Genomic DNA, 21266 nt, shown 5'->3' with positions numbered 1-21266 from the left:
GCTCCTTAAGGTTGTTTGAGGGCGATGGCTTGAGTGGCCGTGTTCGGCACCACATGGGCGGCCAGGCCGCCCGCGAACACTTGGTTACCAACCACGCGCAGGGTGATCACCTGATAGCGCTGATCAGCCTTTACCGTCACCAGCGTGCCGCCCAGGGCATTGGGCAGGCTGATCTGGTGTTCGCCGTGCTTGAGGCGCAGGCGGGTCACCTGGGTCAGGTCCGGCAGTGTGCGCCAGGTGCGGGTGTCGGCGCCTTCGGTGACGGCCGAGGCGATACCCAGCACCAGGCCCGCCATAGGGTTGGTCTTGTTCAGGTTGTTCTGCGCCACGCCACGGGTGACCGCGCGCACGGTGGTGCGCAGGATGATCCCTGGCATGTCATCGCGCAGTGCGCGGCGGGACATGGCCGTGGTGCTGTTGAGTGCAGTGAGGTTCTGCTGCTGGCCGTCGACGCCGATCTGGGCGAAGGTCGCGGTGGACGTATCCGCCTTGATCACCGGGAATGACAGCGGTGTGATCACCAGGTTGCCATTGATGGGAATCGGCAGCGGCAGGCGAATCGAATCGCGGGCCGGTGCCAGGCCGCTCTGCACCACGATCAGCACGTCGGTTTCATTGGCGCCGACCTTGGATTTATCCAGGTTCAGCAGGGCCTGTTCCAGCAACGGGGTATTGGGGCGCAACTCGGCGGCCTTGCGGTAGCCGGGGGCCGCCAGGTCTTTTTCGCCCAAGGCTTCGTAGACGAAACCGGCCAGGTAATGGCTGAACGCACTCTGGTAGCTGTTTTTCAGGCCGACCACTTCCGGCGCATCCAGTGCTTCCACCGGGTAGCCGCGCAGGTCTTTCATCCGGGTGGTCACGCCTTCACGCTCGGCTTCGTTCTCGCGCTTGAGGTATTCCTTGTCCCTCAGGTCGGCAATCACCGCTTCGCGTTCATGGGTCTTCTTGATTTGAGTGCGCGCGCCGTCGAAGTCGTTCAGGGCCAGGAGGTTCAGGGCCATCTGCGTGGTCAGCATGACCTTTTCGTAGTCATAGCCTTCGTAGCGCCGCACTTTGTCGTTGGCAACGAAACTGCCGAACTGGGCGAGGTACCTGGCGCTGTCAAACTTGACCGAGTCCTCCCACTTGGCGACTTGCAGGTCGGCACTGCGCCAGGCTGTCTGGCTGCCAGTCATGTCGCCTTTAGCCCGCAGCAACTCGCCCTTCTCGAAGAAATAGAGCAGGTCCTTGTCGTCGCCGGTGTTGTTCTTTTCCAGCAGCGTCAGCGCGGCGTCGACATTGCCGGTGGCCAATTGCTGGTTGGTGGCTTGCAGTTCGGTGTCGTAATTGCGGAACATCGAACAGCCGGACAGCAAGGTAACCGCCGCAAGCGCGAGCGAAGGTAAGGCGCGAAATGCCATGCAAACTTCTTCCCTGAAAAGTATCAACCGATGTGGTAATTCCTCATAAAAACGAGGAACGAAATTCCCTTTCGCACTAACAGGGCGCGGCATTATAGGCACCATTACTGGCAAAACAATGGCTATTTGCTCAGATGAAATCGACTGGAGTGCCACCCTCCCGCATTTAAAACGCTCCGCCCCCACAAACGACAAATCACTTACGGCTTGAGTCAAACCCGTAAAGCCTTAACAATGTGTTACTTCGTATTTCCATTTGAGATTCGTTCATGACTGCCCCCTTCCGTTTTCTCGCCTGGCTGATATTGCCGGCGTTGATGTCGTGCAGCTTCAACCTGTTGGCCGCGACTGCCGAGGGCGCCCCACAAGCTCTGCATTTGCTGGACTACATTGGTGCTGACTATCCTCCGACGGTGGAGGCGGGCAAGGTTATCGATGAATCCGAATACCGCGAACAGCTGGAGTTTCTCGGGGTGTTGCAGGGGCTGGTGGCAGAGTTGCCACAGCACCAGGAACGCGCGGCGTTGGTCAACGGTGTTGATGAACTGTTAGCGGCTATAACCGCTCATCAGGACGGCGCGACAGTCGCACGCCAAGCCCGGCAATTGGGGGCTCAACTGGCCGTGGCCTATGAAGTCAGTCAGGCCCCGGCGATCACGCCTGATCCAACCCGTGGCGCGCCGCTCTACGCCCAACATTGCTCGGTGTGCCACGGCACAGCGGGCTCCGGTGATGGGCCGGCCAGTGTGGGTATGACGCCGCCGCCCGCTAATCTGCGGGACGCTGTGCGTCTGGATCGCCTGAGTCTCTACGCGATCTACAACACGCTGGGCCTGGGTGTCGAAGGTACCGATATGCCGTCCTTTGCCGACCAACTGGACGATCGCCAACGCTGGGACCTGGCCACTTACATCGCCGGCTTCACCGCCGACCCGGCCGCCGCCAAAAGTGAGCAACCGTTTAACCTCGCCGACCTGGCTCGCCAGACGCCCAATGAAGTGCTGGCCGCTAACGGCCCGGCTGCCGCCGCGACGTTCCGCGCCCAGCGTGCGCAACCGCCGCAGGTCAAGCGTGGCCCTGCGCAGCTGCTCGAATACACCGCTACGACCCTGGACAAGAGCCTGGCCGCGTTCCGCAGCGGTGATCACGAACAGGCCTACGACCTGTCGGTGGCCGCGTACCTGGAAGGCTTCGAGCTGGTGGAAAGCTCCCTGGACAACGTCGACGCCAACGTGCGCAAAGACACCGAGAAGGCGCTGATGGCCTACCGGCAGTCGTTGCAGGACGGTTTGCCGGTCGAGCAGGTTCAACAGCGTCTGGACGTGGCCAAAGGCAAACTCGCCGAGTCCGCCGGCTTGCTGGGCAGCGACGGCCTGAGCTGGTCGTTGAGCTACATCTCCGGTTTGTTGATCCTGCTGCGTGAAGGCCTGGAAGCGATCCTGGTGCTGGCCGCGATCCTCGCGTTCTTGCGCAACACTGGCCAGCAGTCGGCGGTGCGCAGCGTCAACGTCGGCTGGGGCCTGGCGCTGTTGGCGGGTTTGGCGACCTGGGCGTTGGCCGCGTATGTGATTGACGTGAGCGGCGCCCAGCGCGAGCTGCTTGAGGGCTGCACGGCGCTGTTCGCCAGCGTGATGGTGCTGTGGCTCGGCGTGTGGATGCATGACCGTCGCCACGCTGCGGCCTGGCAGGATTACATCAAGAGCAGCCTGGTGGGCGGTGGCGGGCGTTTTGGCTTTGCGATGCTGGCGTTCTTCTCGGTGTACCGCGAGCTGTTCGAGGTGATCCTGTTCTACGAAACCCTGTGGCTGCAAGCCGGTCCGGCCGGGCACAACGCTGTGCTGGCGGGTGGCGCCACGGCGTTGGTGCTGTTGGTGGGCCTGGCGTGGGTAATCCTGCGGGGTTCGGCGAAGCTGCCGTTGGCGTTGTTCTTCGGAATCAACGCCGCGCTGCTGTGTGCACTGTCGGTGGTGTTTGCGGGGCACGGCGTGAAGGCGTTGCAGGAAGCCGGGATCTTCGGCACGCGGCCGGTGGCATTCTTTGACTTTGATTGGCTGGGGATTCACGCCGATGCCTACTCGCTGAGTGCGCAGGCAGTAGCGATCCTGGCGATTGTGGTGCTGTATGGCCGCAGTCGGATGGCGGAGAAGCGCCGGGTGGCGGCATAAGATGCGCGTGTGGATTGATGCCGACGCCTGTCCTCGGGCGGCCAAGGACCAAGTGGTGAAGTTCGCCCTCAAGCGCCAGTTCGAAGTGGTGCTGGTGGCCGGTCAGAGCCAGATCAAGCCGAGCTTTGCCTGCGTGAAGCTGATTGTGGTGCCCAGTGGCCCGGATGCGGCGGATGACTACCTGGTAGAGCACGCAGAGCGTGGTGAACTGGTGATCTGCAGCGATGTGCCGCTGGCTGACCGTTTGGTGAAAAAGGGTGTCACGGCCCTCGATCCACGGGGCAAGGAGTTCAGCCCGGCCAACATGAGTGAGCGCCTGGCAGTGCGCAACCTGTTCACCGATCTGCGCGAGCAGGGCCAGATGGGCGGCGGTCCACCGCCCCATGGCGAGAAGGACAAGCAGGCGTTTGCCAATGCCCTTGACCGAATCCTCACCCGGTTGATGCGCCAAGCCTGATCTGTGTAGGGAGCGGGCAAGCCCGCTCACTACACCCAGTGTTTGGCAAGCTGATCAGTCGTTTTCGTGTGTGAGCTCCAGCAACCGATCCACCAGCTTGTTGATCCCCGAAGCGACCTCGCTGATGTTCTTGCCGAGCATATAGGCCGGGGTACTCACCAGTTTGCGCGCCTGGTCTTCGACGATATCTTCCACCGCGCACTCCTGGTGGGTGGCGCCCATCTTGTCCAGTGCGGCGGCGGTGTCGGCACAGTTGCCAATGGTGCAGGTCACGCCAGGACCGTAGATTTTCGCCGCCAGGGCCGGTGAAATGCAGATCAACCCGACGGGCTTGCCCGCTTCGGCAAAAGCCTCGGCCAGCTCCAGAACCTGCGGGTTGACGCTGCAGCCGGCGCCTTCCACGGCAAAGTTCGACAGGTTCTTCGCCGCACCAAACCCGCCGGGCACGATCAGCGCATCGAAGTCTTCGGCATTGGCTTCGCGGATGTCTTTCACGTCACCCCGGGCGATCCGCGCCGACTCCACCAGCACATTGCGTGACTCGGGCATCGCTTCGCCGGTGAGGTGGTTGATCACGTGCAGTTGCGCGATGTCTGGGGCGAAGCATTGGACCAGAGCGCCGCGCTGGTCCAGGCGCAGCAGCGTGATCACGCTTTCTTGGATCTCTGCGCCGTCGTACACGCCACAGCCGGAAAGGATCACTGCTATCTTTTTGCTCATGGGCATTTCTCCTGGGTTCTTGGCGTTAAATGTCTACTAATTTGTCATCTGTTGCCAATGGGGTCTCGCGCCGCTGCACCTAATCTGATGTAACAAAAATAAACCGGACCAGACCATGGACTTCGTGCCTTACGCGGTACCGTTTTTCATCGCCCTGATTGTGGTGGAGCTGCTCGCAGATCATTGGCGCGGCCAGCGTAACTACCGGGTGGCGGACGCCATCAACAGCCTTAGCACCGGTGTGCTGTCTACCACCACGGGGCTGCTGAGCAAGGGCGTGGGGCTGTTGACCTATGCGTTCGCCCTCAAGCACCTCGCGGTGGTCGAGCTGTCGGCCTAAAGCGTCTGGACCTGGGTGTTCGCCTTTGTGTTCTACGACTTCTGCTACTACTGGCTGCATCGCATGGGGCACGAACGCAACATCTTGTGGGCCGCGCACTCGGTGCATCATCAGAGCGAGGACTACAACCTCAGCACTGCCCTGCGCCAGACCAGCACCGGTTTCCTGCTGAGCTGGATCTTCTACCTGCCGCTGGCCGCACTCGGTGTGCCGTTGGTGGTGTTTATCAGCGTGGCGTCCGTCAACTTGCTGTATCAATTCTGGGTGCACACCCGGCATGTGCCCAAACTCGGCTGGTTCGAATGGTTTTTCGTCACGCCATCCAATCATCGGGCCCACCATGCACAGAACGCTCTCTACATGGATCGCAACTACGGCGGGGTGTTCATTATTTGGGACCGCCTGTTCGGCTCCTTCCAGGAAGAAGACGACAACGAGCCGGTCATTTTCGGCGTGACCACGCCGTTGGCCAGCTGGAACCCGCTGTGGGCCAACCTGCAGTTTTATGCACAGCTGTGGAGTGATGCACGGCGCACAGAAAACCGGTGGGACAAGCTGCGCATCTGGTTCATGCGCACCGGCTGGCGCCCGGCGGACGTGAAGGCCAAGTACCCGCTGGCGAAACATGATTTGAGCCAGTTCTGCAAATTCGAGGTAGCGCTGGATGTGCGCCAACAGGTCTACATCGCCCTGCAGTTCGCGGCGTATGTCGGCTTTGGTAGCTATTTGATGAATGTGGGCGAAGGCTTGCCCACGGCGGCGCTGATCCTGGGTTGGAGTGCCATGGCGTTGGGGCTGTTTACATTGGGTGTGGCTTTGGAGAACCGCCCGTGGGCGTTCAGCGCCGAGCTTTCACGGCTGGTGCTGAATGTGCCGCTGGTATGGCTGGCACCGTTGGTCGGTCTGTGGCCGGTCTGCAACCTGGGCTGGCTGGGCCTGCTCAGTTACAGCCTGCTCAGCGTCATTGGCCTCTACTGCTGCACAAGCCGGTTTACTCGACGGGTGTCTTAGGCGTTTCAACCCGTGCTTGCTCGGCGGCAAGCCGGGCCTTTTCATCGGCACAGGCCTGACGAGCGATACGGGCGTTCTTGAAGCGGCGGCGCAGCCAGAGGCCAACGCCTAGCAGCAGCAACGCGCCCAATACCCATAACTCATATTTCTTCACGCTACCGAGCATGCCTTCCAGCACCGCGCCGAAGTGATAGGCCGCTGCGCCCAACGCGGCCGCCCAGATCGCGGCACCAATACCGTTAAGGATCAGGTAACGCAGCGGTGAGTAGCCGGAAAGACCGATCGCCACTGGCATGACCGTGCGTAGCCCGTAGACGAAGCGAAAGCTCAATACCCAGATATCCGGGTGCTTGCGGATATGTTCCAGGGCTTTGTCGCCCATCAATTGCCAGCGCGGCTTGCGCGCCAACAGCTTGCGGCCGTGCTTGCGGCCCATGTAATACCAAAGCTGATCACCGGCGTAGCTACCGAAAAAGGCAACCACCACCACCAGGTTGATATCCATGTACCCACGGAACGCCAGGAAGCCTGCGAGAACAAGAATGGTCTCGCCTTCAAAGAAGGTGCCTAGGAAGAGGGCAAAGTAGCCGAAGTCATGCAGAAATTGTTGAAGCATGGTCTGGGTGCTGGCGAAATGAACGCGCAGCCTACGCCTTCACGAAGATTCATGAAAGTATCGAGATGTGTCGCGAAGTGAACATTTCCTATGTAAATGGCGAATGCGACTACAGGTCGCATCCTTAAGCACAACTGTCATACCTTCGTCATAATGGCCGCTTATAACTGCAACGCTCGCCCGTGAACCGGGCTCAGGAGTCTGTCGTGAGCTTTAACCCTGCCAATCGCCTGTTTCCCGCCACCCGTCTGCGTCGCAATCGTCGTGATGATTTTTCTCGTCGTCTGGTGCGTGAAAACGTACTGACGACCGACGATCTGATCCTGCCGGTGTTTGTGCTGGACGGTGAAAATCGGCGGGAAGCGGTGGCTTCGATGCCAGGTGTCGAACGCCTGAGCATTGATCTGCTGCTTGAAGAAGCCGCGGGCTGGGTCGAGTTGGGGATTCCAGCGCTGGCGCTGTTCCCGGTCACGCCGTCTGAACTCAAGTCGCTGGACGCTGCCGAAGCCTGGAACCCGCAAGGAATCGCCCAGCGCGCCACGCGCGCCCTGCGCGAGCGTTTCCCGGAGCTGGGGGTGATCACTGACGTGGCGTTGGACCCGTTCACCACCCACGGTCAGGATGGCATTCTTGACCGGGACGGCTATGTTGAAAACGACATCACCGTGGATGCCCTGGTCAAGCAAGCCCTGTCCCATGCAGCAGCCGGTGCCCAGGTGGTTGCACAGTCGGACATGATGGACGGCCGGATCCAGGCGATCCGTGAATCCCTGGAGCTGGCCGGTCACGTCAACGTGCGGATCATGGCCTATTCGGCCAAGTACGCCAGCGCCTATTACGGCCCGTTCCGCGATGCGGTGGGCTCGGCGCTTAACCTGGGCAAGGCCAACAAGGCTTCGTACCAGATGGACCCGGCCAACAGCCATGAAGCCCTGCACGAAGTGGCGGCCGACTTGGCCGAAGGCGCTGACATGGTGATGGTCAAGCCGGGGATGCCCTACTTGGACATCCTTTATCGGGTCAAAGAAGAATTCAAGGTGCCGACCTTTGTGTATCAGGTCAGTGGCGAATACGCCATGCACATGGCAGCAATACAGAATGGATGGCTGAGTGAAGGGGTGATCCTTGAATCCCTCACAGCCTTTAAACGCGCCGGGGCTGATGGCATTCTGACCTACTTCGCCGCCCGCGCCGCCCAATTGCTTAGAGAGCAACAATAGCCCTCACAGGAACACTCGATGAATACCGAAGGACTCACAGAAGTTGCCGTAAAAGACACTCACCCGGCGGTTGAACAAGTCACCGCAACGCCGCCGGAGCACCAGCCCGCCGTGCCTGTCGTGGTGGCCGAGCCACCTGCGCCGGCCCCAGTGGTCGCTGTGACCAACCTGGATGACAGCAGCCTGTACATCCACCGCGAGCTGTCACAACTGCAATTCAACATCCGCGTACTGGAACAGGCGCTGGATGAGTCCTATCCGCTGCTGGAGCGGCTGAAGTTCCTGCTGATCTTCTCCAGCAACCTGGACGAGTTCTTCGAGATCCGCGTCGCCGGCCTCAAGAAACAAATCACCTTTGCCCGCGAACAAGCCGGCGCCGACGGCCTGCAGCCGCATCAGGCGCTGGCGCGCATCAGCGAACTGGTACACGGCCATGTGGACCGCCAATACGCGATCCTCAACGACATCCTGTTGCCGGAACTGGAAAAACATCAGGTCCGCTTCATCCGTCGTCGTCACTGGACCACCAAGATCAAGACCTGGGTGCGCCGTTACTTCCGTGACGAGATTTCGCCGATCATCACCCCAATTGGCCTCGACCCGACGCACCCGTTCCCGTTGCTGGTGAACAAGAGCCTCAATTTTATTGTCGAGCTGGAAGGTATCGACGCCTTCGGCCGTGACTCAGGCCTTGCGATCATCCCGGCACCGCGTCTGTTGCCACGGATCATTAAGGTACCGGAAGAGGTGGGGGGCGCTGGCGATAACTATGTATTCCTGTCGTCGATGATCCATGCGCACGCCGATGACCTGTTCCAGGGCATGAAGGTGAAGGGCTGCTACCAATTCCGCCTGACCCGTAACGCCGACCTGGCGCTGGACTCCGAAGACGTCGAAGACTTGGCCCGTGCTCTGCGCGGCGAGCTGTTCTCGCGGCGCTACGGCGATGCGGTGCGCCTGGAAGTGGCCGACACCTGCCCTAAACACCTGTCGGACTACCTGCTGAAACAGTTCAACCTGGCCGAATCCGAGTTGTACCAGGTCAACGGCCCGGTGAACTTGACGCGCCTGTTCAGCATTACCGGCCTGGACAGCCATCCGGAACTGCAATACACCCCGTTCACCCCGCAGATCCCGAAATTGCTGCAAAACAGCGAGAATATCTTCAGCGTGGTGAGCAAGCAGGACATCCTGCTGCTGCATCCGTTCGAGTCCTTCACGCCAGTGGTCGACTTGCTGCGACAAGCCGCCAAGGACCCACACGTGTTGGCCGTGCGCCAGACCCTGTACCGTTCCGGCGCCAACTCGGAAATCGTCGACGCCCTGGTCGACGCCGCGCGTAACGGCAAGGAAGTCACGGCGGTGATCGAGTTGCGTGCGCGGTTCGACGAAGAGTCCAACCTGCAGTTGGCCAGCCGCCTGCAAGCGGCCGGCGCGGTGGTGATCTACGGTGTGGTCGGCTTCAAGACCCACGCCAAGATGATGCTGATCCTGCGCCGCGAAGCCGGTGAGATCGTGCGCTACGCGCACTTGGGCACTGGTAACTACCACGCCGGTAACGCCAAGCTCTACACCGACTACAGCCTGCTGACGTCCGACGATGCCTTGTGTGAAGACGTCGGCAAGTTGTTCAGCCAGTTGATCGGCATGGGCAAGACCTTGCGCATGAAGAAGCTGCTGCACGCGCCGTTCACCCTGAAGAAGGGCATGCTCGACATGATTGCCCGCGAAACCCAGTTCGCCCTCGACGGCAAACCGGCGCACATCATTGCCAAGTTCAACTCGTTGACCGATCCGAAGATCATTCGCGCGCTGTACAAGGCCAGCCAGTCCGGCGTGCGCATCGATCTGGTGGTGCGCGGCATGTGCTGCCTGCGTCCGGGCATTGTCGGGGTTTCGCACAACATCCATGTGCGCTCGATCATCGGCCGCTTCCTGGAGCACACGCGGGTTTTCTACTTCCTCAACGGTGGCGAAGAGCAGATGTTCCTCTCCAGTGCCGACTGGATGGAGCGCAACCTTGATAAGCGTGTGGAAACATGCTTCCCGGTGGAAGGCAAGAAGTTGATCATGCGGGTCAAGAAGGAGCTGGAAAGCTACCTCACCGACAACACCCACAGCTGGAGCCTGCAGTCGGACGGCCGCTATATTCGCAACACGCCGACCGGCAACCAGAACCCGCGCAGTGCGCAGGCGACGTTGCTGGAGCGCTTGGGTAGCCCGATCCTGACGGTTAACTAACTGCCGACACAAACCTAATGTGGGAGCGGGCTTGTTCGCGAATGCGGTAGATCAGTCAGTACATCTAGTGACTGACACTCCGCATTCGCGAGCAAGTCTGCTCCCACATTTGTTTTTGCAGTGTTCTTTGGACCGGCTCAGCGCATGTTCAGGCTGAACCCCACCCGCGTCAGCCACTCCGCTTCCTGGGCGAAATCCGCCTGGGTCAGCTGATTCTCATCCAGCCAACCTTTCGGGAACACTACGTCCAGGCTGTCGCCGTCGGCGCGCAGGGTCACCTGGGGCATTTCCTGGGTGCCACGGATATGGTGGAACAGGATTGCAAAGCGCAGCAGCACGCACAGGCGAATCAGCTTGATGCCTTCGTCGCCGAACTCTGCGAATTTGTCTTTAGGGATGTTACGGCGGTGGCCACGCACCAACAGCGCCAGCATTTGCTGGTCTTCCCGGGAGAAGCCGGCAAGGTCCGAGTGCTCAATCAGATAGGCACCGTGCTTGTGGTAATGGTAGTGGGCGATATCCAGGCCCACCTCATGCACCTTGGCCGCCCAGCCCAACAACTCGCGCCATACGCCGTCTTCCAGGTCCCAATCCTCGGCGACCTGGTCGAAGGCGTGCAGGGCTTTACGCTCCACCCGGGCTGCTTGTTCCAAGTCGACGTGGTAACGCTCCATCAACGAACTGAGCGTGCGCTCCCGCACGTCCTCGTGGTGGTGGCGGCCCAGCAGGTCGTAGAGCACACCTTCGCGCAGGGCGCCGTCGCAGTGGTCCATGCGTTGCAACTCGAGGGCGTCGAAGATCGCTTCAAGAATCGCCAGGCCGGCCGGGAAGATGGTACGACGATCCGGCTTGATGCCGTCGAAGTCGATTTTCTCGGCGTCCCCCAGCTTGAACAGTTTGCGTTTTAGCCACGCCAGGCCTTCGGCATTCACTTCACCGGTGCCATGGCCGCCGGCTTTCAGGGCCAGGCCGATGGCGCGGATAGTGCCGGACGAGCCGATGGCTTCATCCCACGTCAGGCGGTGCAGGGCGTGCTCGATGCTCATGATCTCCAGTCGCGCCGCCGTGTAGGCCTGGGCGTAGCGCGCCGGGGTGATCTTGCCATCCTTGAAATAGCGTTGGGTAAAGCTGACGCAGCCCATCTGCAGGCTTTCGCGCAGTAGCGGTTCGAAGCGCTGGCCAATGATGAATTCGGTACTGCCCCCGCCGATGTCGGCGACCAGGCGTTTGCCGGGCGTATCAGCCAGGGTGTGGGACACGCCGAGGTAGATCAGGCGCGCTTCTTCACGGCCAGAGATGACTTCAACGGGATGCCCAAGGATCTCCTCGGCGCGGCGGATGAATTCGCCACGGTTGCGGGCTTCGCGCAGGGCGTTGGTGCCGACGATTCGCACGGCGCCCAGGGGCATGCCGTTGATCAACTGGGCAAATCGCTTGAGGCAATCGAGCCCGCGCTGCATGGATTCTTCGTTGAGTTGGCGCTCATCGTCGATTCCGGCAGCCAGTTGCACTTTTTCGCCGAGCCGCTCAAGGATGCGGATTTCGCCGTTCTGGGCCTTGGCCACGACCATGTGAAAGCTGTTGGAGCCCAGGTCGATGGCGGCGATCAGGGACAGATTCTTGGCTTTGGATTGCGGCATGGTTAGGGGGTCTCGGTCGATAACCCAGCCATCGTGCCACGATCGACCTTTGGTGCCAACGCGTACTGCTTCGGTAATTTTTCTTCGGCTGTGTGTAAGGAATTCTTGTGGGGAATGTAGGACGGTTTTCTAAGCCCGTAGCGAATGATGTTTCATCTTTGTAGGCGTAATTAAGCGCTTGTTGTTTTCAGGCTGTTTACGATTTTGCCTACACTAAGTCGGGTAATCACTAATTGGTTTTGTACTTAAGCCTACTCGACGATGAATTCTGGCCCACTTTCTCTATTTACGCCTCCCACGAAGAGTGGCGTGTTCTCTCATTCTTTATTCGGGTGGCAAAGCGACAGACTGTCACTCGGCAATTTTGCCGTGGTGTTATTTATGTATGGTCCTATGTTCAGGATGAAGAAAAGATGGGTAAAGGATACCCGGCCATCGTAAACGCACCTGCCCACTATAGATGACAGGTTAAACATGAAAAAAATGCTTGGTTTGACAGTAGGTACTCTGTGTCTGGTCGCGAGTATCGGCGCTCATGCAACAACGGCTGCTGAACTGATTGTACGAGGGACGATCAAGCCGTTGGCTTGCAACCTCAGCCTCGCCGGTGGAGGCATCGTGGATTACGGAATAATTCCCTCCGGCAGTCTGTCCGCCACTAACTTCAATCCGCTAACAGAAAAACCTGTCAGGTTGTCCGTCAGTTGCGGCAAGGCGCCAGCCCAATTCGGCCTGACGCTGACTGACCTGCAATCGGGCAGCAAGGTGACCGGGATTCTCGGTTCCGGGTTCACCGAGGCGCAGAACTTCGGGCTTGGCCTTGCCAACGGCAAGCGTACGGGTGGCTACTCCGTGAGGCTGACGAATCTGAGCTCGTCCACCGGGCCCCTGAACCCTCTCGTGCGTGTTGGCACCACAGGTTCCTGGCAGCGCAGTGACGGCAAAGTCGCGCAAAGGCCGAGTCAATATTCGTGGGGCAACGGCTCCAGCCTGCAACCCGCATCCATCACCCAACTTACGGGCACTCTGGCTGTGAAAGCCGTTATCAACCGCACGCAAGATCTGGACCTGACCCGTGATACGACGCTGGACGGCCGCGCCACTCTGGAATTGAGTTACATCTAAATACGTTATTAGCGGCCGACATTAACGCACAGGCAGTGATGCGTCTCTGTTAAGTGTCGGCTGTTTTTGCGTGGGTGTTCGTTAATTATTGGCTTTATGGCGGTGAGGGAACTCAGTGAAGGCTCTTTCAATAATAGTGATGGCGTTTCTACGGTATATAAGCGTGTGCCTTTGCTTGTGTGGTATGGCCGTAGCTGACGGGATGCAACCCGAGACAACAGTTGTGATTTTGAATGAAGAGGACGGTGAGGCGACACTTAATATAACAAACACTGACCCTGGTGCGGCGTTACTGCATTCGGTCATACAAAACATACCTGAAGATTTGGAATCCTTATTGATTGTTACGCCGCCCATTACTCGGGTCGAGGCGGGCGACACTCAACTTGTACGCTTCATCATGACCACGAAGGCACCGCTCAAGACCCAACGCCTGAAGCGAGTCTCCTTTGAAGGTATCCCCCAGGCTCGCGCGCCCGGCGGTGCGACCATTGGTATCACCCTGCGCCAGAACCTGCCGTTGATCCTGCATCCCAAAGGCTTGCCCAAGCACGATGCGCCATGGCAGTTGCTCACCTGGAAGCGCGAAGGTGACCAGATAAAGGCTTATAACAACAGCGCTTACGTTGTGCGGATGGCACTGGAAGTCCAACTGCATCCGCTGGCGCGTCTGGGAAAGTTACCGCGTACCTACATTCTGCCGGGTGAAGTGCTCACGCTAGCGACAGACAACTCAGTGGCGGGAGTGGTCGCGGTGGAGATTCAACCGGCCACGGTCTACGGGTTTACGGTGGACAGCTACCGCGCACCCGTTACGGCAGATGTGGACTGACGAGCCTATGAAAAAGATCAGGCACTCAGGTCGCTCTGCCAAAAGCGCGTCTGGCAAGTTATTACAGGCGCGTTCCAGGGTCTTGCTGGGGCTCGCGACGCTGTGGGGGTTGCCAGGCTCCAGCGCAGCCGTGGCGCTCGGAGAAGGTTTTGACCTGGCCGCGTTGACAACCCTTGGGATCGACCCGCAGGTGTCCGAATACTTTCGCAGCGCGGCGCGCTTTCGCGAAGGTGTGCATGTGGTCGGGCTGCGGGTCAATGGCGCCCCGCTGGGGTTGGTAGACGCGCGGTTCGATTACCAGGGCCAGTTGTGCTTCACCGAGGCGTTACTGGCGAAGGCGGGTCTGGTCAAACCCTCCCGTGTGCTACGCGAAGGCATCAGCCCTGACCAGGCCTGCCATGATTTCGTTGGGGAATACCCGGCGACCATGGTACGGCTGCGCCCGAGCAGCGATGAGGTCACCCTGGTAGTGCCGACCCAGTCCCTGCGCGCGCCAGAGTGGGAAGCCGGGAATTTTTCTCAGGGCGGCGCGGCAGCCATCTTCAACTATGACGTGTTGGGTTTCGATACCCGTTCGCGAAGTGGGCCAAGTCGCTTTGTGTCGGCCTATACCGAGGCAGGGTTCAACCTGGGTAACTGGATTGTTCGCAGCCGCCAGTTTTTTATCTCTGACAATGGCCAGACGCGAACCGAGCAGGTGGACGCCTACGCCCAGCGTGATATCGCGGCGTTGCAGTCGACTTTCCAGGCCGGACAGATTTCCAGCAACAACCCGATATTTGGCGGGGTGCAACTGGCTGGCTTGCAGTTTTTTCCGGATGGTCAACAACGCGCGGGTGGGGGCAGCAGCGAGGTAGTGGTTGAAGGGCTGGCCCAAAGCCAGTCACGGGTCGAGGTGCGTCAGTCGGGTGCATTGATCCATACCACGCTGGTGCCGGAGGGGCCGTTCAGGCTCACTGGATTACCGTTGCTCAACAGCACCAGCGACCTCGATGTGAGCGTGATTGACGTGCGGGGCGCAAAGCGCAGTTTTGTCGTACCCGCCGCGTCCTTTCGAGGTGGGGCTCCGGTTGCGCCGGGGTATTACTTTTCCGTCGGCAAGGTGCGTGACACGTCCTTCGACAGCCGGGAAGCGCCCGTTGTTGCCATGGGCAGCGGCACCTGGGGCCTGGGCCAGAACTCGTCACTGGGTTTCGGTTTGCTGAGTACCGACGAGTATCAGTCGGCAGGCGGCTCACTGAGCAGTGTGTTTTTCCATCAAATGACGGTGGGCATGCGCCACAACCTGTCCCGTGATGGCCAAGATGGCGTAGGGGGCGCACGCAGCACACTCTCTGTGGGCAGCCCGTTGTTCGCCAACCTCGACATGAACCTGAGCGCCTCTACGCAAAGCCGAGGCTACCGGGAGGTGCTGGACGCAGGCCAGGCGTCGCGTGGGTACGACTTCGATGCGCGTTTCAAGCGCCAGTACACGGCAGGGTTGAGCTGGGCGGACCCGTTTGTGGGTGGTTTTTCCATCAGTTTCACGCGTAGCACGCAGTTTGACGGGCAGTCCGCCGATCACCTCTTTGCCTCATGGAACAATACGTTTAACGGTGTGGGTGTGGCGCTGATCGCCGACGCTCAGGTCGGTGGGGCCAGGCCTCAACGGCGTGACTCGGTGGCGGGTGGCCGACGCGACGGACGGCTGGACGAAGACACCTCCCTCCGGCTGCAGGTGACCGTGCCCCTGGGCGGTGATCGCCGAGTCAGTTCTTACGTCAGTCGTCGAGGCGACCGACTGGATGCTGGCACTGCTCTCAGCGAGCGGGTCAACGACTATGTGAACTACGAGGTCGGTGTTGATCGAGACGTGAGCGAGCGTGAGCAGAGCGTGCGCGGCCGTGTGGACGTACTGCCGCTTTATACCCGCGTGAGCTTGGGTGCCAGCCGTGATCCGTCGAGCACCAGTTATTCCGGGCAACTGCAAGGCGGCATTGTCGCCCATGAACACGGCGTGACGTTCTCGCCGTATGCAGTGCAGGACACGTTTGGCATCGTCTCGGTGGGCGATATTGCTACGGCCAAGGTCTCCACGGCCCAAGGGCCGGTATGGACGGATTTCAGCGGCCAGGCGGTGATCCCCGGGCTGCAGGCCTACGGCAATAACCATGTGCAAGTACAGACCCAGTCGCTGCCCAAGCGCGTCGACTTGAAGAACGGGACCAAGGTGCTCGCTGCTGGTCGTGGCTCAGTCAATATCCTCAACTTTGATGTGGTGAAAGTCCGTCGTCTGTTGCTTGAAGCCCTGGATGAACAGGGCCTGCCCTTGCCTCAAGGGGCCGCGGTGTTCGGCGAGGACAACAACTTTATGACCAGTGTGGTGGGTGACGGCATGATTTTTCTCAATAACATCGATGGGCCGCAAACGCTGAGGGTTTCATTGCCGGACTCGGCGTCCTGTGTGCTGCAAGTCAACCCTGAGCAAGAGTCTGGCGATGACCAACTTTTCGAAACCGCATCGGAGGTATGCCATGCTCGCTAAGCCGATGAGTGGCCCGCCTGTTGCCCGCCTGTGCCTGTTGTTGGTCGCCCTGATGGGCAGCCCTGCGCGTGCTGACGACTGCCGGATGACCTTGAGCGAGCCTCGGATCGACTACGGGGTGATGCGTCCTTCGCAAGCGTCGTCTGGCAGGGCGACATTGATGCTGGATACGCAACGTACGCTGCACCTGAGCGTGCTCTGCGCGACTCCCACGGGGATGAGCCTGCGCTTCAGCGGTGCACCCGCTGATGCCCAAAGCTATCAGTTTGGCCGGCAAGGGCGTTTCACTTTGAGCCTGAGGCAGGCGCAGGTCGACGGCAGCCCGGTGTCGTGGCAACCCGATGAAACCGCCAGCGGGCGGCTGCTACCCGGTCGCACGTTGTTTGCCAATGCTGCCGGTGTGGCGGTGACGGGCCGCCGGTTGACGGCCCAGGTGGAGATTGAGGTTCAACTGCCGGCTGATGCCCTCGCGGTACGCCGGGAGATGCAACTGGAGGGCCACGGCCAATTCGAGCTGGTCAGTCCGGCTGCTCCGTAGAGCCGATGAAGTTGGCCAGTTCGGCGGTTTTCGGGTGCGCGAACAAGTGTTTGGGGTCGCCGACTTCATGCACCTTGCCCTGGTGCATGAACACCAGCTTGTCGCCGACTTCGCGGGCAAAGCGCATCTCGTGAGTCACCATGATCAGGGTCATGCCGTCCTTGGCCAGTTGGCGCACCACGCTGAGCACTTCATTGACCAGTTCCGGGTCGAGGGCCGAGGTGATTTCATCGCACAGCAGCACCTTGGGCGACATCGCCAGTGCGCGGGCAATCGCCACGCGTTGCTGCTGGCCGCCGGACAAGCGATCGGGGAAGGCGTCGAATTTCTCCCCCAGCCCGACGCGCTCCAGCATTTGCTTGGCCAGCAGCGCAGCCTTGGCCTTGGGTACTTTTTGGACGACTTGCGGCGCGAGCATCACGTTTTCGCCGACGGTCAGGTGCGGGAACAGGTTGAACTGCTGAAACACCATGCCGACTTTCTGCCGCAGGCTGCGTAGGTCAGCGCGGGCGGCGTCGAGGTATTCGCCGTCGACTTCGATCACGCCGTCGTTGATCGATTCCAGGCCGTTGAGGGTGCGCAATAGTGTGGATTTACCCGAGCCGCTGCGACCGATGATCGCCACCACCTGGCCTTCTTCAACGGTCAGGTCGATGCCCTTGAGTACGTGGTGATCGCCGTAAAACTTATGCAGGGCGGAAATTCTAAGCAGAGGCATGCAGTCTCCTTTCCAGGTAGCGCGCACTGAGGGATAGGGGGTAGCAGAGCAGAAAGTAACCAAGCGCCACCAGGCCGTAGACCATGAAGGGCTCGAACGTGGCATTGGCGAGCATGCCGCCGGTCTTGGTCAGTTCGGTAAAGCCGATGATCGAGGTCACGGCGGTGCCTTTGACCACCTGCACTGAGAAGCCCACGGTGGGCGCCACGGCAATGCGCAGGGCCTGGGGCAGGATTACGTAGCGCAGCTGCTCAAGCGGGTTGAGCGCCAGGCTGGCCGACGCTTCCCACTGCCCGTGGGCGATGGAATCGACGCAGCCGCGCCAGATTTCAGCCAGGTAGGCGCTGGTAAACAAGGTCAGGGCGATTGCCGCCGCGAGCCAGGGCGAGATATCCACACCCAGCAGGGCAACGCCGAAAAACACCAGGAACAGCTGCATCAGCAGCGGCGTGCCCTGGAACAGTTCGATATAGGTACGCGCAACGTTGCGCGGGAGCGCCTTACTGCTGATGCGCATCGTCATCACCAGCAAACCGATCACGCCGCCACCCACAAACGCCACCAGCGACAGCAACAGCGTCCATTGCAGGCCCGTGAGCAGGTTGCGCACGATGTCCCAGAAAGAGAAATCACTCATCGGCTGTTCCTCATCACCCACCTGCGGCCGATCCAGTTGAGCAACTGGCGAATCACCAACGCCATGCACAGGTACACCAAGGTGGTCAGGGCATAGGTTTCAAAAGCGCGGAAATTGCGCGACTGGATAAAGTTGGCGGCGAAGCTCAGCTCTTCAGTGGCGATCTGCGAGCAGACTGCCGAACCGAGCATCACGATGATGATCTGGCTGCTCAGGGCCGGCCACACCTTGCCCAGCGCCGGCAGCAGCACCACGTGGCGGAACGCTTCGAAGCGCGTCATCGCCAGCGCTGCGGCAGCTTCCAGCTGCCCGCGTGGAATCGCCTGGATGCCAGCGCGGATGATTTCCGTGGAGTAGGCGCCCAGGTTGATCACCATCGCCAGCACGGCGGCTTGCCACTCGGTGATCTTCAGTCCCAGGGACGGCAGGCCGAAGAAGATGAAGAACAACTGCACCAGGAATGGTGTGTTGCGGATCAACTCGACGTACACACCGAAGAACCACGCAAACGGCTGGATCTTCCAGGCCCGCACCACCGCGCCGACGGTGCCTAACGCTACGCCGAGAATCGCGCCAATGGCTGTCAGTTCAAGGGTGAACAGCGCGCCGCGCAACAGCAGGTCGGTATTGGCCAGCACCGGCACAAAGTCGAATTGATAGGCCATGAATCAGCTCCGCTTTTAGAGATCGGCAGGCAATGGTTCTTTGAGCCACTGCATCGCGTTCTTTTCCAGGCTGCCATCGGCTTTGGCAGCGACCAGGATCTGATTGACCTTCTCCAGCAGCGCCGGCTCGTTCTTGTTCACGCCCACGTACACTGGCGAGTCCTTGAGCTTCACTTTCAGTGCAGGCACGCGTTTCGGGTTGCGTTCGCTGATCGCCACCATCACCACGTTGCCGCTGGCGATCAGGTCGACCTGGCCGGCCAGGTAGGCGGCGATGGTCGAGTTGTTGTCTTCGAAGCGCTTGATGGTCGCCTCTTTGGGCGCGACGGCAGTCAGCTCGATGTCTTCGATAGCGCCACGGGTCACGCTGATGGTCTTGCCCTTGAGATCGTCCAGGGTACTGATGGCGGCATCAGGCGGGCCGAACACCGCCAGGTAGAACGGTGCGTAGGCCTTGGAGAAGTCGATGACCTTTTCGCGCTCGGCGTTTTTGCCCAGGCTGGAAATCACCAGGTCGACCTTGCCGGTGGTGAGGAACGGGATACGGTTGGTGCTGTTGACCGGGGTCAGTTCCAGCTTGACCTTGAGTTGGTCGGCCAGCAGCTTGGCAGTGTCGATGTCCAGGCCGCGTGGCTTCATGTCGGGGCCGACCGAGCCGAACGGCGGGAAGTCCTGGGGCACGGCGACCTTGAGGGTGCCACGGGCAACGATGTCGTCCAGACCGTTGGCATGGGCAGGTGCCTGGCTCAGCATCAGGCTGGCAAACAGTGCAGTAAGCAGGGCGCTGTAGCGCTTGGTCATGGCAACTCTCCGAGAAGGGCGAAGGAATTTTCTGGATTTGTTCAGTGCACAGCCCATGCCATTACCGCTGGAACTGTCTGCGAGGCCGGGATTTGTTGAGCTTCCGTGGTCTTACTGGTCTGAACAGTGAGCGGACGTTTCGCACCCTTTTCGAGCGCCGGTAAAACCCGGCGAGCCCCTTTGGGGCGTGGCTTGCCGCCCGACCCGAATAGCTTTACAACTAGCCGCTCAGTTGACTGGAACCTTGAGTTTTTTATGAATTCCATCGCCCAAGCCGTACCGGAAGCGGCCCTGCAGGCCATCCGCAAACTGATCAAGGAGCAAGGCTTCGGGCCGGGCGATGCTTTGCCGTCCCAGCGCGATCTTGCGCTGCAGTTGGGCGTAAGCCGGGCGTCGTTGCGCGAGGCGTTGTCGTCCCTGAGCGCCTTGGGCGTGGTGAGTGTGCAGCCGGGCAAGGGCGTGTTCGTACAGGCTGCCGACGAGTCGCCGGGGTTTGCCTGGCCGTTTGCGGCGCAGGCTACGCCGCTGGATATCTTCCAGTTGCGCTACGCCCTTGAAGGCTTTGCGGCGGGGTTGGCGGCGGTGACGCTGACCATCGATGAGCTGGATAGCCTGGAAGACAACGTCGAGGCCATGCGCAAGGTGCTCAAGGCCGGCGACTTCGAAGCGGCTGCCCGACTGGACTTCGAATTCCATCAGCGCATCCTGCTGGCCAGTGGTAATCAAGCGATGGTGAGTATTCTCAGCGCCAGTGCCGAAGTGTTCCTCGAGAGCCAGAAACTACCGTTCATCCGGCCGGAGCGGGCCATGGAAACCTGGCAGGAGCACCGCCGGATAGTGCGCGCCCTGGCCCGTCGCGGCAGTGCAGCGGCGCAGAAAACCATGCAGGAACACGTGCGCAATGCGGCGTTGCGCACGGGCATCGCTTTCGTGACTCCCGTAACACCCTGAGTGGGGCGATACCCACACTCATGCGGCACCATAGCAAGACTCAATCAGAGGCGGCTTCCTGAACGGGGGAAGGGCGGCTATGATGGGCCACGTTTTTTTTGCTTACAATCCGGAGACATCCATGAGCAACGATCTTATCAAGCACGTCACCGACGCGACCTTTGAGGCCGAAGTACTCAAGGCTCAAGGCCCGGTGCTGGTTGACTACTGGGCTGAGTGGTGCGGCCCTTGCAAAATGATCGCTCCAGTCCTGGACGACATTGCAACCACTTACGAAGGCAAGCTGACCATTGCCAAGCTGAACATTGACGACAACCAGGAAACCCCGGCCAAGCACGGCGTGCGTGGTATTCCGACCCTGATGCTGTTCAAGAACGGCAACGTCGAAGCCACTAAAGTAGGCGCGCTGTCGAAGTCTCAGCTGCAAGCTTTCCTCGACGCGAACATCTAAGCGTCTTCAAAAAAGCCCCGCAAATCGCGGGGCTTTTTCGTGAAACAGGGCTAGACGCTCCGAAATTCAGATGGTACATTCGGCCCCGCACTGGTTTCTCCACTGCCCCCTGCAAGCCGTCGCCGACGCATTCCTTTTCGATTAGTACGCGATCCTGTCGCCTTCTCTGCGGCGCGGCCTCATTAAGCCAAAAGCTTAATTTCCCCCCTCCATA

General features: G+C 60.3%; 18 protein-coding genes and 1 pseudogene. 11 read left to right on the top strand and 8 right to left on the bottom strand.

From position 1 onward, the window contains the following. Nucleotides 1–5: 5 nt before the first annotated feature. Nucleotides 6–1400: a hypothetical protein gene (locus tag AACY52_RS17420; protein WP_339415144.1), complete on the bottom strand. Its 1395-nt coding sequence runs from the start codon at nt 1398–1400 to the stop codon at nt 6–8. Between the two features lie 269 nt (nt 1401–1669). Here AACY52_RS17420 and AACY52_RS17415 point away from each other — a divergent pair, with 269 nt between their 5' ends. Then, nucleotides 1670–3565: an FTR1 family protein gene (locus AACY52_RS17415; protein ID WP_339427614.1), complete on the top strand. Its 1896-nt coding sequence runs from the start codon at nt 1670–1672 to the stop codon at nt 3563–3565. Nucleotide 3566: 1 nt separating this feature from the next. Continuing rightward, nucleotides 3567–4022, top strand: coding sequence for a YaiI/YqxD family protein (locus tag AACY52_RS17410; RefSeq protein ID WP_339415146.1), 456 nt, complete (start codon nt 3567–3569; stop codon nt 4020–4022). A gap of 54 nt (nt 4023–4076) precedes the next feature. Here AACY52_RS17410 and elbB read toward each other — a convergent pair whose 3' ends face one another. Then, a complete protein-coding gene (elbB, locus tag AACY52_RS17405) occupies nt 4077–4742 on the bottom strand; it encodes an isoprenoid biosynthesis glyoxalase ElbB (protein ID WP_339415147.1) in 666 nt (221 codons plus the stop codon). A gap of 115 nt (nt 4743–4857) precedes the next feature. On the opposite strand from elbB, the pseudogene AACY52_RS17400 reads away from it, so the two are divergent. Next, a pseudogene (locus AACY52_RS17400) lies at nt 4858–6093 on the top strand (sterol desaturase family protein). Here AACY52_RS17400 and AACY52_RS17395 read toward each other — a convergent pair. Continuing rightward, nucleotides 6074–6709 carry a DedA family protein gene (locus AACY52_RS17395; RefSeq protein ID WP_339427617.1) on the bottom strand — a complete coding sequence of 212 codons (636 nt, stop codon included), beginning with the start codon at nt 6707–6709 and terminating at the stop codon, nt 6074–6076. The pseudogene AACY52_RS17400 and the gene AACY52_RS17395 overlap by 20 nt on opposite strands. Before the next feature lie 206 nt (nt 6710–6915). Between AACY52_RS17395 and hemB the strand changes: the two genes are divergently transcribed. Next, a complete protein-coding gene (gene hemB / locus AACY52_RS17390; protein ID WP_339560643.1) occupies nt 6916–7929 on the top strand; it encodes a porphobilinogen synthase in 1014 nt (337 codons plus the stop codon). 18 nt (nt 7930–7947) lie between these two features. Then, complete coding sequence (ppk1, locus tag AACY52_RS17385; RefSeq protein WP_339427619.1) at nt 7948–10170, top strand: polyphosphate kinase 1; 2223 nt, start codon at nt 7948–7950, stop codon at nt 10168–10170. A gap of 137 nt (nt 10171–10307) precedes the next feature. On the opposite strand, the gene ppx is transcribed toward ppk1, so the two are convergent. Continuing rightward, nucleotides 10308–11810, bottom strand: a complete 1503-nt coding sequence (gene ppx, locus AACY52_RS17380; RefSeq protein WP_339415152.1) for an exopolyphosphatase — start codon at nt 11808–11810, stop codon at nt 10308–10310. Nucleotides 11811–12284: 474 nt separating this feature from the next. Between ppx and AACY52_RS17375 the strand changes: the two genes are divergently transcribed. The 4 genes from AACY52_RS17375 (at nt 12285) to AACY52_RS17360 (ending at nt 16829) form a co-directional block, all read left to right on the top strand. Then, complete coding sequence (locus AACY52_RS17375) at nt 12285–12935, top strand: DUF1120 domain-containing protein (protein WP_339415153.1); 651 nt, start codon at nt 12285–12287, stop codon at nt 12933–12935. A gap of 139 nt (nt 12936–13074) precedes the next feature. Further along, nucleotides 13075–13767 carry a fimbria/pilus chaperone family protein gene (locus tag AACY52_RS17370; RefSeq protein ID WP_339415450.1) on the top strand — a complete coding sequence of 231 codons (693 nt, stop codon included), beginning with the start codon at nt 13075–13077 and terminating at the stop codon, nt 13765–13767. Nucleotides 13768–13774: 7 nt separating this feature from the next. Continuing rightward, the gene (locus AACY52_RS17365; RefSeq protein ID WP_339415154.1) at nt 13775–16291 is read left to right on the top strand and encodes a fimbria/pilus outer membrane usher protein; all 2517 of its coding nucleotides are present in this window, start codon (nt 13775–13777) and stop codon (nt 16289–16291) included. After that, nucleotides 16281–16829: a hypothetical protein gene (locus AACY52_RS17360; protein WP_339415155.1), complete on the top strand. Its 549-nt coding sequence runs from the start codon at nt 16281–16283 to the stop codon at nt 16827–16829. The genes AACY52_RS17365 and AACY52_RS17360 overlap by 11 nt, the downstream gene beginning before the upstream one ends. On the opposite strand, the gene AACY52_RS17355 is transcribed toward AACY52_RS17360, so the two are convergent. From AACY52_RS17355 to AACY52_RS17340, 4 genes are read right to left on the bottom strand one after another with little or no spacing between them, the layout of a single operon-like run. Then, nucleotides 16810–17547, bottom strand: a complete 738-nt coding sequence (locus AACY52_RS17355; RefSeq protein ID WP_339415156.1) for an amino acid ABC transporter ATP-binding protein — start codon at nt 17545–17547, stop codon at nt 16810–16812. The genes AACY52_RS17360 and AACY52_RS17355 overlap by 20 nt on opposite strands. After that, nucleotides 17534–18184, bottom strand: coding sequence for an amino acid ABC transporter permease (locus AACY52_RS17350; protein WP_339415157.1), 651 nt, complete (start codon nt 18182–18184; stop codon nt 17534–17536). The genes AACY52_RS17355 and AACY52_RS17350 overlap by 14 nt, the downstream gene beginning before the upstream one ends. Further along, the gene (locus tag AACY52_RS17345) at nt 18181–18849 is read right to left on the bottom strand and encodes an amino acid ABC transporter permease (RefSeq protein WP_339560642.1); all 669 of its coding nucleotides are present in this window, start codon (nt 18847–18849) and stop codon (nt 18181–18183) included. Before AACY52_RS17345 ends, AACY52_RS17350 begins: the two co-directional genes overlap by 4 nt. Nucleotides 18850–18864: 15 nt before the next feature. Next, a complete protein-coding gene (locus AACY52_RS17340; RefSeq protein WP_339415159.1) occupies nt 18865–19650 on the bottom strand; it encodes a transporter substrate-binding domain-containing protein in 786 nt (261 codons plus the stop codon). 255 nt (nt 19651–19905) lie between these two features. Between AACY52_RS17340 and AACY52_RS17335 the strand changes: the two genes are divergently transcribed. Next, nucleotides 19906–20601 carry a FadR/GntR family transcriptional regulator gene (locus AACY52_RS17335; RefSeq protein WP_339427620.1) on the top strand — a complete coding sequence of 232 codons (696 nt, stop codon included), beginning with the start codon at nt 19906–19908 and terminating at the stop codon, nt 20599–20601. A 121-nt stretch (nt 20602–20722) separates the two neighbouring features. Further along, complete coding sequence (trxA, locus tag AACY52_RS17330) at nt 20723–21052, top strand: thioredoxin TrxA (RefSeq protein ID WP_003213989.1); 330 nt, start codon at nt 20723–20725, stop codon at nt 21050–21052. Nucleotides 21053–21266: the final 214 nt, after the last annotated feature.

Source organism: Pseudomonas sp. EA_65y_Pfl1_P113 (assembly GCF_963970525.1).
Taxonomy (GTDB): Bacteria; Pseudomonadota; Gammaproteobacteria; order Pseudomonadales; family Pseudomonadaceae; genus Aquipseudomonas; species Aquipseudomonas tritici.
The sequence above is the reverse complement of the archived record's forward strand: the minus strand, read 5'-3'. Positions and strand labels throughout refer to the sequence as shown.